Source organism: Pseudomonas fluvialis (genome assembly GCF_014207935.1).
Taxonomy (GTDB): domain Bacteria; phylum Pseudomonadota; class Gammaproteobacteria; order Pseudomonadales; family Pseudomonadaceae; genus Aquipseudomonas; species Aquipseudomonas fluvialis_A.
Genome location: NZ_JACHLL010000004.1, coordinates 205,246 through 221,471, shown reverse-complemented (window position 1 = coordinate 221,471; position 16,226 = coordinate 205,246). Strand labels below are relative to the sequence as shown.

The 16,226-nt window shown below is 60.8% G+C and carries 18 protein-coding genes; 7 read left to right on the top strand and 11 right to left on the bottom strand.

Annotated elements, in window-relative coordinates:
• Nucleotides 1–19 precede the first annotated feature (19 nt).
• Nucleotides 20–1,321 carry a lysine N(6)-hydroxylase/L-ornithine N(5)-oxygenase family protein gene (locus tag HNP49_RS12730; protein WP_184683777.1) on the top strand — a complete coding sequence of 434 codons (1,302 nt, stop codon included), beginning with the start codon at nucleotides 20–22 and terminating at the stop codon, nucleotides 1,319–1,321.
• Nucleotides 1,322–1,334: 13 nt separating this feature from the next.
• A complete protein-coding gene (fhuF, locus tag HNP49_RS12725) occupies nucleotides 1,335–2,084 on the top strand; it encodes a siderophore-iron reductase FhuF (protein WP_184683776.1) in 750 nt (249 codons plus the stop codon).
• 11 nt (nucleotides 2,085–2,095) lie between these two features.
• Here the strand turns inward: fhuF and fhuB are convergent, their stop codons facing one another.
• The 6 genes from fhuB to HNP49_RS12695 form a co-directional block, all read right to left on the bottom strand.
• Complete coding sequence (gene fhuB / locus HNP49_RS12720; RefSeq protein WP_184683774.1) at nucleotides 2,096–4,111, bottom strand: Fe(3+)-hydroxamate ABC transporter permease FhuB; 2,016 nt, start codon at nucleotides 4,109–4,111, stop codon at nucleotides 2,096–2,098.
• Entirely contained in the window at nucleotides 4,104–4,958 is an 855-nt protein-coding gene (locus tag HNP49_RS12715; protein ID WP_184683773.1) for an ABC transporter substrate-binding protein, read from the bottom strand. The genes fhuB and HNP49_RS12715 overlap by 8 nt, the downstream gene beginning before the upstream one ends.
• Nucleotides 4,958–5,725: an ATP-binding cassette domain-containing protein gene (locus tag HNP49_RS12710; protein ID WP_184683771.1), complete on the bottom strand. Its 768-nt coding sequence runs from the start codon at nucleotides 5,723–5,725 to the stop codon at nucleotides 4,958–4,960. Before HNP49_RS12710 ends, HNP49_RS12715 begins: the two co-directional genes overlap by 1 nt.
• Before the next feature lie 456 nt (nucleotides 5,726–6,181).
• Nucleotides 6,182–6,493, bottom strand: a complete 312-nt coding sequence (locus HNP49_RS12705) for a hypothetical protein (RefSeq protein WP_184683769.1) — start codon at nucleotides 6,491–6,493, stop codon at nucleotides 6,182–6,184.
• A gap of 23 nt (nucleotides 6,494–6,516) precedes the next feature.
• Nucleotides 6,517–7,026: a hypothetical protein gene (locus HNP49_RS12700; protein ID WP_184683768.1), complete on the bottom strand. Its 510-nt coding sequence runs from the start codon at nucleotides 7,024–7,026 to the stop codon at nucleotides 6,517–6,519.
• Nucleotides 7,027–7,052: 26 nt separating this feature from the next.
• The gene (locus tag HNP49_RS12695; protein ID WP_184683766.1) at nucleotides 7,053–7,409 is read right to left on the bottom strand and encodes a hypothetical protein; all 357 of its coding nucleotides are present in this window, start codon (nucleotides 7,407–7,409) and stop codon (nucleotides 7,053–7,055) included.
• Nucleotides 7,410–7,489: 80 nt separating this feature from the next.
• Here HNP49_RS12695 and HNP49_RS12690 point away from each other — a divergent pair, with 80 nt between their 5' ends.
• The gene (locus tag HNP49_RS12690) at nucleotides 7,490–7,735 is read left to right on the top strand and encodes a helix-turn-helix domain-containing protein (protein WP_184684120.1); all 246 of its coding nucleotides are present in this window, start codon (nucleotides 7,490–7,492) and stop codon (nucleotides 7,733–7,735) included.
• Between the two features lie 15 nt (nucleotides 7,736–7,750).
• On the opposite strand, the gene HNP49_RS12685 is transcribed toward HNP49_RS12690, so the two are convergent.
• From HNP49_RS12685 to HNP49_RS12670, 4 genes are all read right to left on the bottom strand, one after another.
• Nucleotides 7,751–8,653, bottom strand: a complete 903-nt coding sequence (locus HNP49_RS12685) for a hydrolase or metal-binding protein (RefSeq protein ID WP_184683765.1) — start codon at nucleotides 8,651–8,653, stop codon at nucleotides 7,751–7,753.
• An 89-nt stretch (nucleotides 8,654–8,742) separates the two neighbouring features.
• A complete protein-coding gene (locus tag HNP49_RS12680) occupies nucleotides 8,743–9,747 on the bottom strand; it encodes a YqaJ viral recombinase family protein (RefSeq protein ID WP_184683763.1) in 1,005 nt (334 codons plus the stop codon).
• 76 nt (nucleotides 9,748–9,823) lie between these two features.
• Complete coding sequence (locus HNP49_RS12675) at nucleotides 9,824–10,792, bottom strand: DUF932 domain-containing protein (protein ID WP_184683760.1); 969 nt, start codon at nucleotides 10,790–10,792, stop codon at nucleotides 9,824–9,826.
• A 91-nt stretch (nucleotides 10,793–10,883) separates the two neighbouring features.
• The gene (locus HNP49_RS12670; protein ID WP_184683758.1) at nucleotides 10,884–11,213 is read right to left on the bottom strand and encodes a hypothetical protein; all 330 of its coding nucleotides are present in this window, start codon (nucleotides 11,211–11,213) and stop codon (nucleotides 10,884–10,886) included.
• A gap of 180 nt (nucleotides 11,214–11,393) precedes the next feature.
• Between HNP49_RS12670 and HNP49_RS12665 the strand changes: the two genes are divergently transcribed.
• From HNP49_RS12665 to HNP49_RS12660, 3 genes are all read left to right on the top strand, one after another.
• Complete coding sequence (locus HNP49_RS12665; RefSeq protein ID WP_260407164.1) at nucleotides 11,394–11,879, top strand: hypothetical protein; 486 nt, start codon at nucleotides 11,394–11,396, stop codon at nucleotides 11,877–11,879.
• 104 nt (nucleotides 11,880–11,983) lie between these two features.
• Complete coding sequence (locus HNP49_RS18675) at nucleotides 11,984–12,256, top strand: hypothetical protein (RefSeq protein ID WP_260407185.1); 273 nt, start codon at nucleotides 11,984–11,986, stop codon at nucleotides 12,254–12,256.
• A gap of 111 nt (nucleotides 12,257–12,367) precedes the next feature.
• On the top strand, nucleotides 12,368–12,730 hold the full coding sequence (locus tag HNP49_RS12660; protein ID WP_184683756.1) for a histone-like nucleoid-structuring protein, MvaT/MvaU family: 363 nt from the start codon (nucleotides 12,368–12,370) through the stop codon (nucleotides 12,728–12,730).
• Between the two features lie 93 nt (nucleotides 12,731–12,823).
• Here the strand turns inward: HNP49_RS12660 and HNP49_RS12655 are convergent, their stop codons facing one another.
• The gene (locus tag HNP49_RS12655; RefSeq protein WP_260407163.1) at nucleotides 12,824–14,419 is read right to left on the bottom strand and encodes a sensor domain-containing diguanylate cyclase; all 1,596 of its coding nucleotides are present in this window, start codon (nucleotides 14,417–14,419) and stop codon (nucleotides 12,824–12,826) included.
• Between the two features lie 199 nt (nucleotides 14,420–14,618).
• Here HNP49_RS12655 and HNP49_RS12650 point away from each other — a divergent pair, with 199 nt between their 5' ends.
• Nucleotides 14,619–16,181 (top strand): sensor domain-containing diguanylate cyclase, encoded by a 1,563-nt coding sequence (locus HNP49_RS12650; protein WP_184683754.1) that lies wholly within the window; start codon nucleotides 14,619–14,621, stop codon nucleotides 16,179–16,181.
• The last annotated feature ends 45 nt before the right edge of the window (nucleotides 16,182–16,226 follow it).

Sequence of the window (16,226 nt, the reverse complement as noted above, 5' to 3'; positions counted from 1 at the left end):
AGGATGATCGGAGCCTGACATGAGCATTGAAACGCTAGAATACGATGTAATCGGACTGGGATTTGGCCCAGCCAATCTTGCCATCGCCGTTGCACTTGAGGAGGATCGCCGCGTTCGCGAGCAGGGGTTGCGTTACTGCTTCCTCGAGAAGAAGCCGACCTTCGAGTGGCACGGCGGCATGCTGCTGAGCGACAGTCGCATGCAGATTTCCTTCCTCAAGGATCTGGCGACACTGCGCAACCCGGCCAGCCGCTACACCTTCATCAACTATCTGCACCAGAAACGCCGCCTGGAGGCCTTCATCAACGTCAGCACCTTCACGCCCTCCCGACTTGAGTACAACGACTACCTGGGCTGGGCCGCCGGACACTTCGCCGAGCGCGTGCACTACGGCGAGGAAGTGATTGGCGTCGAGCCGGTGCTGGAGACAGGCGATGTACGCAAACTGCGTATCCTCTCGCGCCAGGCCGACGGTCGGGTGCGGACGCGGATTACGCGCAATCTGATCGTCAGCCCCGGCGGCGAAGCGCTGGTGCCGGAACTGTTCCGCGAGCTGCGAGATGATCCGCGCGTGGTGCACTCCTCGGCGTACCTGGCGCGCATCGAGCAGGCCTGCTCTCCCGTCTGCGCCGAGCCGCGACTGGGCGTTATTGGCTCGGGACAGAGCGCTGCGGAAATCTTCACCGACCTGTGCGCCCGTTATGCCGACGCGCGGGTATCGATGATCATGCGCAGCCTGGCCATGCGTCCGGCCGATGACAGCCCCTTCATCAATGAAATCTTTGACCCGGGCTTCACCGACGTGGTCTTCGAACAGTCGGAACAAGCCCGCCGAGCCTTTCTCGCGGCCCACAGCCAGACCAACTATTCGGTGGTTAATCTTGACCTGATCGAAAGCATTTATCAGCGCTTCTACCAGCAGCAGGTTACCGGCCAGGCACCGCACAGCCTGCTCAACCAGCGCGAGATCATCGCGGTGGATGCCAGCGGCGAGCAGCTTGTGTTGACCCTGAAGGGGCCGGGCGGAGAAGAGCGTCACCTGTTCGATGCCCTGGTGCTGGCTACCGGCTACCGCCGTGACGGTTATCGTCACTTGCTGTCGGGTCTGGCGCCCTATCTGCTGGGCGGTGTCGAGCGCGACTACCGCGTGCGTGGCAGTGAGCAGTTGCAGGCAGGCATCTATCTTCAGGGCTGCTGCGAGGACAGTCACGGCCTGAGCGACACCCTGTTGTCCGTGCTGGCCGTCCGCTCCCAGGAGGTGGTGGACTCGCTGCTGCGCTCGCGTAAACGCCAGACGGAGCCAGCCAGCGCATGTGCCTGATCCTGGAGGGGACATGATCCCCGCCCTGGCCCCCCTGTTTCAGGGGCCCTTCGCGCAGTATCGCGAGGTACTGACTCTGCTCGACGACCCGCGCCCGGCCTTGTCCGGGCGAGAGTTCGTCAGCCCTGAACGTCTGGAGCAGCAGATGCTGCGCTTCGCTCCGGAACATGCCGAGGGTGACCGGCGAGCGCTGCTGTCGCTCTGGTCCAAGTACTATTTCCTGCGGCTGATACCGCCGGTGCTGGCGGCAGGATTGATCCTCAACTGGCGGCTGCCGCTGGATTTCGACGAGATCCAGGTGGTGGTCGGCGCTGACGGCCTGCCCGAGGCCTTCAAGCTCCCGCATGGCGGCGAGCGTTGGAACTGCCCACCCCAGGATGGCTTCGAGCGCTTCGGTGACCTGCTGGACGCTAATCTGTTGCCCTTCATTGAGGGATTGCGCGCGCATCGCAAGATCGCCGCGCGGGTGCTTTGGAGCAATGCCGGCAACTACTTCGAATGGTTCATGGCGACGCTGGGTGGCTTGCCCTTTCCCAAGCCGATGTTGGCGCCGGGCTTACAGGTGCTGGAGGCGCGGTTGCGGCCCGATGGCGCGCGCAATCCATTGTTCGACCCCATCCGCTATGTGCCCCAGGGCGAAGGCTGTGCGCCCTGGCGGCAACGCCGGCAGTGTTGCATCCGCAACGAGCTGGGCATGACGATGTGCGACAACTGCTCCTTGCTCGATGCGCCGCCTGTCGAGGCCAGCGGCGCGCCGGACTGAGCCCGTCTGGCTCAGTGTCTGCGCAGGCAGAGCATGAAGTAGGCGCCACCCACTAGCGATGCCAGCAGGCCTGCCGGCAGTTGCGCCGGAAACAGCAGATTGCGTCCCAGCCAGTCGGCTAGCACCATCACCAGCGCCCCCAGCAATGCCGCCCCCAGTAACTGGCTGCGGGCCCGCACCAGGCCGAGCAAACGCGCCAGATGCGGTGCCAGCAGGCCTATAAAGCTGAGTGGGCCTATCACCAGTGTTGCACCGGCGGTCAGCAGGGCCGCCAGTCCGAGCAGCAGCATGCGGCTACGCACCAGTGGGACGCCCAGGCTGCGGCTGCTACCATCGCCCAGCGGCAACAGCTCCAGCCAGCGACATAGCGGCAGCGCCGCGAGCAACAGTACGATCGAGCAGAAACCGACACCCAATGCCTGGCCGGGGCCGACGAAGTAGGTCGAGCCCGACATCCAGCTCAACAGGTTCTGGCCACGAGGATCGCCACCGGCCAGCAGAATCACCTGCAGGGCGTCGAACAGGGCGGTGATGCTGATACCAATCAGCAAGACGCGCTCGGGGGCGAAGCCTGAGCGGTGACTTATCGCTACGATCAGCAATAGCGTCAGGCCGGCCCCCAGTCCGCCGAGCCCCAGCTGCAGCGCTAGGGTCGAAACCGGTAGCAGAAAGAGCAGGGCGATCAGCCCCATGGCCGCACCGGCACTGATGCCCAGCACTTCAGGGCTGGCCATGGGGTTGCCGGTCAGCCGCTGGATCAGGCAGCCCGCCAGCGCCAGCATGCAACCTGCAGCAGCAGCAGCCATGACGCGTGGCCAGCGCCAGTCGAATAGCTGTGCATCACTGACGCGCCAGTCCCAACCGTCGACGCCCTGGCCGATGGCCAGTGCCAGGCCGGTGGCGACCAGAAACGCCGCGAACAGCGCTAGCAGCAGGGGCAGAGGTCGATCACGACGGGGCGCCAGTACCTGGCTACGTGCCGCCGGCTGGCCGGCAGGCAGGTTCAGGCGGGGCAGCAGCCAAAGTAGCAGAGGCGCACCGAGCAGGGCGGTCGCCGCTCCGGTCGGCAGCAGTTCGGCCAGGGGGCCGGCCAGCAGCTGGATGCCCAGGTCGGTGCAGCTCAACAGTCCTGCGCCTAGCAGCGGTGACCACAGCAGGCGCTGGTTGAAGCGCCGCGCGCCGAGCAGCCGCACTAGGGCAGGAGCCGCCAGGCCGATGAAACCGATCACCCCCACTGTGCTCACCACAGCAGCAGCCAGATAGACGGCCAGCGCCAAGGTGATCAGCCGCAGGCTGCGCAGCGGTACGCCCAGGCTGCGCGCTCCGTTGTCATCCAGCTCCAGCAGCGCCAGCGGGCGCAGTAGTGGTGCCAGCAGGAGCAGCACCACTGCCAGGCGCGGCAGCAGGAACTGCAGGCCCTGCCAACTGTTCTGGCTCAGCGAGCCCGAGCCCCAGATGAACACCGCATTCATGTCCTGCTGCTGGATCAGCATCAGGCTGGTGTTGAGCGCGGAGAGATACAGCGTGACCACCAGACCGGCAAGTATCAGGGTGAGTGGCGCCAGGCCCCGTCGCCAGGCGAGGGCGAAAACCAGCGCCGTGGCCAGTGCTCCTCCGACCAGTGCTACCCATTCTCGCCCCAGGTCCAGCAGCCAGGGCGCCCAGAGGGTCGCCACCAGTAGTCCCAATTGGGCTCCGCTTGCCACACCAAGGGTGGTTGGCGAGGCCAGCGGATTGCGCAGTACCTGCTGCATCAGGGTTCCGGCCAGCGCTAGGATGGCGCCGCACAGCAGTGCCATCAGCAGGCGCGGCAGCAGGCTGAAGTGGAACACCAACTGCGGCATGTCATCGGCGGCCGGTTGCCAGGCGGCCTGCATCCATAGGGCCGGCGGCAACCGCTGAGCCAGCAGGATGAGGGCAAGCAACCCGGCGAGCATCAGCAGGCCTAGGGTCAGCGAGGCCGGCGACGATCGACGCGACGGTGTAGTGGCCAGATTGCCGGACAACGGCAGGCGCGCTTCATTCATGGACACCTCCCAGGTGCTGGTCGAGCAGCATGGCAAAGCGTTCTGCGGCCAGCAGACCGTTGAAGCTCCACACCGGTGGCAGCGGCGTCAGCCTGCCATCCCGAACGGCCGGTAGTTGTTGCCACAGCGCACTGGCAGCTAGGTTGCGCTCGACGCCCGGCGGTAGCGGCTCAAGATAGAGCAGGCGAGCCTCAGGCTCGGCCGCCAGTCGGTCGATGCCCTGCTGGGTGAAGCCCCAGTAGTTGGTATGGCCTTGCCAGGCGTTGCGAAGCCCAACTCTGTCGAGCACACCCTGATAGATGCTGCTGCGCCCGAACAGGCGAACATGGCGAGCGTCGAGAAAAGTCATCACGAAGACCGGCGCCTGTGGGCGAGTCGCCAGGCGGGTAGCAACATGCAGCAATGCCTGGTCGACCCGCGCGATCAGCGTCTCTGCCTGACCCTCGCGCTGTAGCAGTTGACCCAGCTCGCGGGTTACCCGTTGGGCACCCAGGTAGGCCTCCTGTTCTTCGCTGTAGATGGCCAGGCTCTTGACCGGCGCGATCCGTTCTAGTTGCGCGCGGCTGGCCTCGAATTGGGGGGTGATCAGGATCAGTTCGGGCTTGAGGCGAGCCAGCAGCTCCAGGTTGGGTTCGACGCGCAGCCCTAGGTCAACGGTGGTATCGGGCAGCGCGGGTTCGACCACCCAGCGCCGGTAACCGCTGGTCTGGGCCACGGCCAGGGGCGCCACGCCCAGACCCAGCAGGGTCTCGGTCAGGCCCCAGTCGATTACGGCGATACGCGTGGGCGCTGCTGCCTGTGCCAGGCCCAGGCAGCAACTCAGGATCACGCCAAGCAGCGCGCGCATCAGGCCACCACCGCAATGCGCTGCTCGCCCTGCGGATGCTGCAGCACGCGCATGGGCACCCCATAAATAGCTTCCAGGCGCTCTTCGCACATTAGCTCATCGGGGCTGCCATCGAACAGCAGGCGTCCACTGCCCAGTGCGATCAGCCGATCGCAGTAGCGGCTGGCCATATTCACGTCATGCAGCACCACCACCACGCCCAGACCCAGTTCGGTGCACAGTCGGCGGACCAGCGCTAGCACCTCCACCTGATGTGCGATATCCAGTGCGGAGGTCGGTTCGTCGAGTAGCAGGAAGCGGCTGTTTTGCGCCAGCAGCATGGCCAGCCAGACACGCTGGCGCTCGCCGCCTGAGAGGCTGTCGACCAGGCGGTCGGCATACTGCAGGGTGTCGGTCAGCAACAGGGCCTGCTCAACCTGACGATGATCCTCGTCGCTGAAGCGTCCCAGCAGTCCGTGCCAGGGATAGCGTCCAAAACCCACCAGTTCGCGCGCCGTCAGGCCCTCGGCCTCAGGCAGTTGCTGTGGCAGGTAGGCCACCTCGCGGGCGAAGGCTCGATCCGCCCAGTGCTCCACGGGTTTGTCGCGCAACAGCAGTTGGCCTGCGCTGGGCGCGTTCTGCCGCGCCAGCAGCTTGATCAGGGTGGACTTGCCTGAACCGTTATGGCCGATCAGACCGACCATGGAACCTTCGCTGAGGCTCAGCGAAAGAGGATGCAGCAGTGGGCGCTGGGTCAGTGAAAAAGACAGCTGATCGAGGGTGAACACGCTACATATCCGTATGCTTTCGAGATGTGGCAATAATACGGATAAGCATTATCATTTGGAAAGGGTGAGATCGTCGATACACTGCTGAACACCCCAGAGTCGAATGTCTTGTGATTTCTCGCGGTATGAGCCTGAGCGGACACTCCCGATTAGCTCTGAGCGCATCAGTTTTTTGCGTAGCGCAGGTACTGTTCAGCTCATGGAGGCTACTTTCAGGGCTAGCTAGAATCATAATGGCCACAATCAACAGGGCGCCTTCAGCTATCTAGCCGCCGAGATGACACAGTTGCGGTTATTGTTTGCGATTCATTCAGGCCTTTTCGGTTTTTGGGGGCAGGTTAGACGCCGCACGGCGTTCAGGCTGGCAGCGCCTACAGTCTGCAGTTGCGGGTGCGACGTCGGGTGTGTAGCGAATGGTCAAAAAAATAAGGCAGCTAAGCGCTGCCTTATTTCGTTTCACTCGAAAGTGAATGCGTAAGCCCCATCATCCGTAGCCACTTCAACCTCTTTGATGTTGCAGTTGGAGGCGTAGGCGTCAATGGTTTGGCCGAAGCCCAGCTGCTTGGGCATGTTATTTCCCCCGGGCTTGCAGTTTCCTCGGTTCACCGTCAGTCCTGTGATGGTCACCTGATCGGTGATTGCGGCCACCGTGATTTTGTATTGGTTGGGGTACATACCGCTGGGCGCGATGTGTACCTCAACGGTTGGCTCGCCCGAACCACAGCCGGCCAGCACAGCACTAGCCAGCAGCATTGCATAGATGCGCATAGGTAATTCCTTGCAGGATGGAGTTATTCGTCAAACAGGTGTGAGCCAGGGGCCACCGGAGTTTCATCTGGGTCGGAGTAGGGGGCTTCCGGGTCTTCTTCGGCGAGCAACGGGTTATACGGCGGAGCACCGTGCTGCGGACCAGTACCGACGCGGTAGGCGACAGCTTTACCCGAGGCATCGGTACCGATGTACCAGCCATAGGTCACCTGGTAGTAACCGGTGGGGGCGTCGCCAATGTACTCACCATCAAAACCCGGAGTGCCGTAGATGGCACAGGTGTTCGACTCGTCGCACTTGATGGTGGCATAACCGTGCGCGCGCTCCACCATGATCCGCCCGGTTTCCGGCTCCCGTACTTTGCGGTTGATGAAGCGTTGGGTGCCGGGGATGCGGCAATCGTGGATGTCGGCCAGGCCACTGGGGTTGTAGGTGTGTTCGTCACAAGGACGGACGGTCTCATTAAGGGCATAACCAGCATGCGCGGCTGCGCTGGCGAGCAACAGGGCTGTTGCTAGTAGTGTGGTTCTCATTGAGCAGATTCCTTTCTGATGGGGGGTTACTTCGCGTATTTGGCGGTGATTTTCATGTTCACGTAGTCCTTCACGATCTCGTAATCCGGGTCGTAGGTGGCAAGCTTGTGCGCTGCGATACCGGCAGCAGTCAGTGCCACAAGCGGTAACGTGCCGAGTGAGATAGCCCCGGCAAGGACTCCGACTGCTCCGGCCTGCGCCATCGTGCCCTTCATGTCGCTCGAGACTCTGCACTTCAGGCCCTGAGCTTCGATCTTCTTCTCAATGGTCCGTACGCTGGCCATGAAGTTTCCGCGCAAGCCAATGACCTCGAAGGACTCCTTGCGGCTGACCAATTGGGTCAGGGTGGATGTGGCCAGGTCTTCGAACTGAATTGTTCTCATGGGGATTCCCTTCGCTGCTGAATTTGAATGGGTCGTAAATGCCGTGGTCGTTTTGGCAGCATATCGGAACGATTCACGGCATGCCAAGAATCTCCGCGACCCACGACAAAGACCTCAGCCTTGTTCGCCTAGGACAGGCAGTGCGTGCACGTCGTAACCTGCAAGGGCTCTCGCAGGAGTCCCTTGCAGATGCAGCTGAGATTGATCGATCCCATATGGGCAAGATCGAGCGAGGGGAGCGCAACGTGACCTTCCTGAATATCGCGCGCATCGCGAGGGCTCTGCAGTGCAAGCCGTCTGACCTGCTGCTGGATGCAGATCTGTAGAACTGCCCTATAGCCCTAGCCTGTCGGGGTAGCAGAAGCCGCGGCCTGCTTGTCGAGTTTCTCGGCCAACGTCATTCCTGTTGGCGTCCCATCTGGTTCGGGGGTAGTGCAACCAGGTAAGGCGCTATAGAACTCCTCGACGATGGCGCCCGCGTCTTCCTCGCTATCCTCGAATGCCCCGTTGCTGAACCCACGGCGTGCCGCTTCATCCAAGGCCACTTGATCGAACCTCGCCGCTTGGCGCTGAGCATCAAGCTCATTTGCCACCTGGAGCGCTTCGGCCATATCCATGCCACTACGCACTGTGAGGTCTGCATAGAAGATCGGTGTGCCATGACTCTGCCGAGTCGACTTGCCGCGCAGACGCAGCTCCAGCGGCAGACACGCCAGACGGTTACCGGAGATGGCCTGGAAGTAGTGCAAGCGAGCCGCCAAGGTGCGGATGCTGTTGAAGCCGGTGGTGCGAAATACGAAGCTGCCCAGCGGATCCTCATCACCAATGACCACATTCAGCCGGCCATAGGGCTTGCAGGCGCCGCCCTTGGCCAGAGGGCAGGCATCCGGTGAGGGACAGGGCAGTGACTGCATACCGTCCTGGGTGATCCGCTTGCAGGTCTCACCATTGCCCACGCAGATGGGCCGCCCGGACTGCCGATCGAACAGCGTGTAGTCGGCGCGGAAATTCAGCTCCGGCTCGTTGAACAGCAGGCGCACCGGAATGCTGCGCAGCTTGTCTTCCTGGCCTTTGCGCAGGTCCTCATTGAGCGGGTGCAACAGCCAGCCGTCTTTGCCTTGCACCTGGGATGTGATGGTGAACTGGTCATCTTTCTCCGGCAGGCGCTTACCGTTCTTCTCAATGACCTTACCGATGGAAATCCGCCCGAGTACCGGCGGGGTGATAGCCAGACCTTTGAGCATGGTGACTCTCCTGGAAATGAAAAAAGGCCAGCCACGCAGCGCGAACTGCATGGGCTGGCCAAAGGGGAAATGGTTGATAAGGGATGGAGTCAGCCGACCAGGAAACGCCGTGCACCGGGTTTCAGTAGCGGGTACTTGGCTTGCAGGTAAGGCTTGTCCTGGAGCATTTGAGCGACATCGAGGCCGATGCTGTCCTTGGCCTTGCGCCAACTGACGTAGCCATTGGAAAACTCCGCGCGGCTGGCATCTCCCATGGCCTGTTGCAGCATCTGCTTGAGCTCGGCCTCACGCTTTTCCTTGTCGGCCATCGACTGACGCAGTGCCTTCAGTTCGATGTAGACGGCAGTCAGCCCCGCATGACTGCTGAAATCAGCCACCTGGCCGTTGTCCTCGGGGTAGAGACAGCGCAGGGCCGCGTCAGCTGATGCTGTGCCATCGGCTGGCGGTGGCGTATCTGTTTCGACGTAGTGCCAGAACTTGCGCTCCAGCTCGATCAGGCGAGTGATCATCTGCTCATCCCGTTCGATACGGTGGATCTCCAGCGTCTGTCCACCGAGCAGTACCGCCACATCCGCAGCCTGCTTACCGGTGACGGCAAGCTGGTGCATCACCTGCAGTTGCACATACTCGGGCACGCCTTCCTTCCACAGGCGTGCGCCGTTTATGCCGGCGGTCTTGCATTCGAGGATCTGCACATCGTCGGCCCCGATCACCTCGCGGTCGATGTTGGCGAGCATCCAGGGCAGCTCCGGGTCCGGGTGCTGCAGCACGGCGTTGATGCGGCGGACCTTATTCTTGGTGCGCTTGCTGTAGTGCCAGGCCACGATGGGCTCCAGGACGTTGCCCCAGTACATCGGGCTTTCCTCATCCTGAGGATCGACCTTGGGCATGCCGGCATCACGGCCGGTTTTCTCCAACCACAGCTCCAGCTGCGACTTGTAGGGATTCAGGCCGACTGCCGCCGCCGCATCCGAACTGCCGATGCCTTGTTTTCGTATCTGCAGCCAGTCCTCGCGCGGCAGCTCCTTGGTGCTAATTAGGCGCAGGGCAGGGCGGTTCTTGCTGGTGCTGCCGTTCAATGACGTTGCTTTCATGCTGTTCACCTGCAGACATAAAAACGCCCGATCAGCACAAGGCTGACCGGGCGCGAGGGTGGATGTGTGGAAAGGGTTAAGCAGCGAGGCGCAGAGCCGCATCCAGGGCGCGTTGTTTGATCTGCGCGCCCTGGCCGAACCAGGCCGAGTCCATGCGGTACTCGTTGCTGCGCGCCCGGCGCTCGTGATCGACGTACTCGGTCACGGAGTTGAGTAGGCCCCAGGCGGTGCCGCGTGCCGAGTCCAGCTGGCTACCGCGGCCACGGCCTTCGTACAGCTCCTGAACCTTGCGCAGAGCGCGCTCGTTAGGCAGTTGCTCGGGCAGAGCACCGGTCGGATTGGTTTCGCACAGCACGTTCATGAAGAAGCCCAGTGCCTCATGCCACTGCACTTTGCGCTCGGCCAGCGCGCGCATGCGGTACATGAAGTCGTCCCATTGCGAGACGGCGATGCCGAGCTGCTTCTTCACCGCCTTCGGATCGAAGCGAGTGTTGTGCGGCACTTTGATCGCGCGGCTGGTGCCATCCAGGGCGATGGTCAGGGTGTTGTTGCACACCACCCGTACCGTGGTCGGCGTTGCCGTGGTGGCCAAAGTGCCGTCGCAGGAGGTGGCCAGCAGCAAATAGCCATTCACCTGATCATTGCCCTTGAGCGCGGCCCCTTGCCCGGTACGCGCCAGCGCCCAGAACTTGCGGCCACCCTTGAGCACACCAGCGGTTTCCAACTCGTAGCCGGAGACCTCGGTGAGATCGCGGTAGAACTCCAGCACCTCGCGAGGCTGTACGGTGTGATAGCGATTGGAGACCACCGACAGTGGCGCCTTGGTGTCGGAGCGGAACAGTACCTTCTGCTCAGGAAAGGAGTGGATGGCGCCTAGGTGGCCGACGGCATCCGACTTGAAATGCACGGGACTTTCCTGGATCTGCCAGTTCATACCGGCCTCTCGCTGCCAGACTTCAATGGGTTGTTTCTGTGTGAGCTGATTGCCCAGGCCGTGCCAGGGAGTAGCGCCAGCGTAGGCCATGGTTTCGACGAGATGTGCCATGAGAGTGATTCCTGTGGGGGCAAGCCGGCATAAAGCACTGCGCGAGACGCAGCACCGACCGGACGAATGAAATGAGAGAGGAGGGCGCCGGTCAGGCCGGCAGGTTGAAGCGGTGACCGCAGAGCAAGCAGAGGTTGTGAGCCAGGACGTGACGATCCAGCTTGTCGCCAAGCTGAGCCCCCAGGGTGCAACCGCCAGCGCCACCGACCAGACCGCCGAGGATCGCGCCTGATACCGAACCGAGCGTGATGCCGACAGGTCCAGCAAAGGTACCGAGCGCTGCGCCGGCCTGACCACCAGCCAGTGCAGCGCTGACGCCGCGCGCCGCACCGCCCACGGTGCCGATGGCGGCGCCGACTTTCATTGCGTGATGGAAGGAGGCGACTTTGGGGGAATGACAGCTAGGGCACTGCAATGACATGGAATGAAGCTCCAGAGTGGGGATGTCATGGCGGTGATGTAGGAGTGAGATTTATTGGAATCGTGAGCCGCCAACGGGGCGAGGTCGGCGTCAGCAATGGCAGAGAGCCTGGCTTTAATCTCGTCGCTGCACTAGTGTCTCGGTACTGGCTTGGATGGCCGCACTCAGAAGGGACTCTGTATGCACCGTTACTTCAAATACCTGCTCATTGCCCTCGCTTCAGCCTTGGGCACCAGTTATGCCGTGTTGTGGCTGGTCCAGCCATCACCTCTTGAAAACACTACGATCCCGCCGTTGCTCCTGAAGGAACAGCAGGGGGAACTTGTACTTTGGGGCGGCTGGAAGACGGTGGAGGGCTACCAGGCTCATGGCGTCAACGCGGTCGAGGTGCGTTGCAATCGTGAACGTGGCACCTGCAGTGAAGCCTTCGCCACGATCCTGCATCACGATGCGGGTGAAGATCTGGAAGCCCAGGCATTTCACTATCAAGTCACTCGCTGGGATGAGACCAGATTGGAAGCGATTGCCGCGCGGGCCATGGAGCAGTGTCTAGACCGGCATCTGGTCATTCACCTGCAGGACAAGTCGGCGGACTTGCGCTGGTCGCCCTCTGCAGGCTGTGAAGCTGACCAGGGCCATGCAGTTCTGGTCGGTGACCCATTGTGAGCCTGTTGAATCAGAGAGCCTGAACAATGCACCTCTACAAAACCTGGATATTCCGACTATTCGTGGTCGTATCGGCAGCATTGGGTGCGCTCCCTCATAGCGCGATGGCGGCCAATACGCCGTGCTCTGGCAGTAAAGGCGGGATCGCCGGTTGCGATGGCGACTTGTTCCTGTGCAATGACGGATCCATCAGTGGTTCAAAGAAGAGCTGCGCTGCCTACATGGGCACGGGCGCTACGTCATCCCAGGCGCGTCCACAGCGGATGCTCGACAGCAGCGGTGACTGCCTCTGCGGTACCGCCACTTTTTGCACGGGGCCCCGGGGCGGTGTCTACTGCCTGACCCCGGCAGGGAAGAAGAGCTATGTCCGACAGTAATGGCTCATCTCAGACCTGAAGCTGCGAGTCATGCAGCCCGGTGCTTTCGTCCGTGAGGGGCACGCAGTACAGTTGCGCAGGCTCCCCACCCTCCTGAACAAAGGTTAATCCATGTCCAAACTTGCTGAATTCAAAGCGCTTGAAGCTCAACTGGCTGCTCAGCTGAAGCAACTCGACGAGCTGAAAAATGATGGTGCGCTGAAGCGCGAAATCGAGTTCGAGCAGAAGCTTCGCGACCTGATGGCTGAGTATGGCTTCAGCTTGAAAAGCATCATTGCTCTTCTGGATCCGCAAACCCGTCCGAGCGTGGCGACCTCGGTGTCTGCACGCGGCCAGCGCCGTCAACGTCAGGCCAAGGTGTACAAGAACCCGGAAACCGGTGAGGTAGTGGAAACCAAGGGCGGCAACCACAAAGTGCTGAAGGCTTGGAAGGAGCAGTACGGTGCTGAGAAAGTAGAGGGTTGGCTACAGTAATCAGCATTCCGCGCTAAAGATTAAGCCAGGCAATGCCTGGCTTTTCTTTTGTGTCTCGGCCCCTTTCGGCCAAAAGCGGACATCGCGTGTCTGCTAAAGCCAAGACGATTCATCGACCGTCCGGTTACGGCCAGCCAGCTTGGCTGCATACAGGGCCCTGTCTGCCGCCTGAATGAGACTTTCGGGAGTTTCAGCTGGCCCTGGAAGCACTGAGCAGAGACCGATGCTGGCGGTTACCTTCACCGCCTCGCCGCGCACTTTGAGGATATCGCTGGACTCGATCGCTTTTCGGATAGCCTCCGCAACGACCAATGCACCACTGGCGTCGGCCCCCGGCAGTACCACTGCGAACTCTTCGCCACCATAACGAAAAGCCATGTCGCCGGGACGTTTGATGGTCTGTCTGATCCTGCTGGCAACAATCTGCAAGCATTCATCACCGGCCAGGTGGCCATGCTGGTCATTGAAGCGCTTGAAGTGATCGACATCGATCATCAGCAACGCCAGCCTCAGCTGTTCCCTTCTGGCTCGCCCCATCTCATCCAGCAGATACTGATCAAACAGGCGTCGATTCGCCAATCCGGTAAGGCCATCCTCCAGCGCCTGAGCCTGGAGTTTCGCGGCATTATCCAGCAACTGTTCTTGAGCCAGAAAAAGGGCAAGTTGCACGTAATTCTGCCGCCTCATCAGACGAATCAGCCGATAGCTCAGGGCTCCGAGAATCGATAGGAGCAGGAGCATCAAGCCGACGCTAAAGAGCGTTTCTTTGCGCCAGGCCGCCAGACTCTCCTCGCGATCCAGTGCCACGAAGGTGATCAGCGGGTATTCATCCACGCGTCGGTAGCCCACGATGCGCTCGACACCATCGACTGCTGATCGGGCAGTAGCTGTCCCATAAGGTGCTTTGGGCAATAGTTCGGTGAACAGCGGTCCATTGGAGAGATCCTTGCCGATGTCGCCTTCATTGAATGGCCTGCGTACTAGAACTCGGGCATCGCCTGAAATGAGGGTAACGGCGCCGTTCGTGCCAGTATTGATGTTCCGGTACAGCGACAGGAAATGCTCAAGCGTGATGGTGGCAACTACCACACCGCCAAATCGCCCATCGGGATGATTAAACCGGCGGGAGATGGTCATCACCCATTCACCGGACGTTCGACTGCGGATTGAGTGCCCGATATGAGGCAGCCGATCATCGTGAGCCCTGTGGTGTTTGAAATATGCGCGATCGGCATAGTTCAAGTTCGCCGGCATATTAGCCACGGTAGTGACCGAGGGGATGCCTTTCGCATCGATGATGAACAACCCCTTCAGTTGTTCCAAGTGAGTCAGTTGCAACTCCAGAAGCTGACGGATTTGCTGAGCGTCGGCGGGGAGCGTACCGGCAGACTCCAGCTCGCTAACCAGCCACAGCAAGCTGGTATCCGTCTGTTTGAAGGTTGCATGTACCTGTGAGGAAAGCGCCTGAGCGAGGTTCGACAAGGCGACTTCGCTTTCATGCAGGCGGTATTGCCTGGAATTCCAGCTTCCCCACAGGGTGAGTGTGACCAACGATCCGCATACAGCCAAAACAAAGCCAATGGCCTGCCAGGTTCTGAGCTTGGCCGCGCGAGTTGGCAGAGATGCAGGTGGAAGGCTGGGATTCATAGAAGGCTGTGGCTTATGGATAGTCGCACTTTCAAATTCCATTTGAGGTTAGTCGAGTCCTTTCAACTCTCGGCTGCACGACTCCAAATGGCAGATCGGCTCGAAAAGACACCGCATCTTCCGCGTGGGCTATTCTGCATGAGTAACATGGCATTCTGCTATCGCCCCGTCGAAGCCAATTACGCTCGGATGTCTGCAATAGAGCGGCACAGGATGTAGTCGCCTGGTTAGAGATGCCGCCATGTCGAAAATCGATCTGCGCAGATTGATCCTGCTGCTGGCCCTGTCGACGGGGGTAGTGACCTTCGCCAATGGGCTCTATTCCAGTTACCTGACGCAACGTGACCTGCTCATGAACCAGGCACTGGCCGCCAATCGCGTCTATGCCGCCAAGCAAGCGCTTAATACCGACAATTTCATCCTTTCGGCACAGGCGCATCTGGCCTTCAGTGCCCAGCAGCTCACCCATCGCATGCGCCAATCCGAACGCCTGAGCGAAGAGGTTGATAGGCTTCGACTGCAATCGAATGACTTCAACTCGGCATTCGTTGTGGGCAATGACGGCCGAGTTCTCGCCACATCCCCCGCCGGTCTGGGGCTGGTCGGTGTAAAGCTCAAAACCGAAGGGGGCCGGGCCATTCTCGGCAAGAGGGAGCCGGTCATCACAGAACCATACGTCGGCAGTACTCGGCACTTGCTGATCGTGATGTCGCACCCGATTCTCGGAGCGAACGGTGAGTATCAGGGCTACATCAGCGCCTCGATCTACCTCCAGGAGCGGAACATCCTGAAAGCACTTCTGGATGAGGACTACAGGAATGACGGTTCCTACGCCTACGTCGTGGATAGGCGCGGACGTCTGATCTACCACCCTGAAGCCTCGCGCATAGGCGAGATGGTGATTGCCAATCCCGCCGTGCAACAACTCATCAAGGGCAAGGAAGGAACCCTGCGACTAATCAACCTTAAGGGTGTGGACATGCTGACGGGCTACGCCATCATGAAGTCTACCGGCTGGGGCATTGTGGCGCAGACGCCCACGGCCTCGACGCTAGCAGTGCTGGACCAATTGATGCTCGATACCCTGTTACAGACGCTGCCACTCTCGTTGCTCACGTTACTGGGTATCTGGTGGCTGTCGCATTGGATTTCACGCCCTCTCAGAAGGCTTGCTCAGAACGTGCAAGCCTGGGAAGAGCCCGAAGCACTCGACCGGCTACGCGAGATAAAGACCTGGTACTTTGAGGCCGACCATCTCAAGTCCGCCATCATTCAGGGTCTAAGCCTGCTCCAACAACGTCTGGGGAAGTTGAACCGTTACAGTCTTACGGACCCACTCACCGGACTCAACAACCGCCGTGGCCTGCGCTTTGAATTGGACAAGATGCTTACTGCCGGCAAAGGCTTCTCGGTCATCTCGCTGGACATTGATCACTTCAAGGAGGTGAATGACCTGCATGGGCACGACGTGGGCGACAGTGTCCTGAAGTTTCTGGCTGAGCAGATGCAGGCGTGCTTCCGATCAGATGACGTCCTGTGCCGTAGTGGCGGGGAAGAATTCGTTGTACTGCTGCCAGGCCTGCCGATAACTGACGCCCACAGGATCGCCGAACGCCTTCGACTCGACATGGCGACTCAGCCCAGTCCATCTGGTCACATAGTCACTATTTCGATCGGTGTAGCCTACATGCCCGCAGGCGGAGCATCGGTGGAGTCGGTGCTAAAAGAGTCCGATGCCGCTCTGTACAAAGCGAAATGCAGCGGAAGGAACTGCGTCATATCTGCTGCTCATCCGTCTACTTAATAAGTCGCCTCTGGCTTGATAGACACCATTGAGCGACAGCTTCTG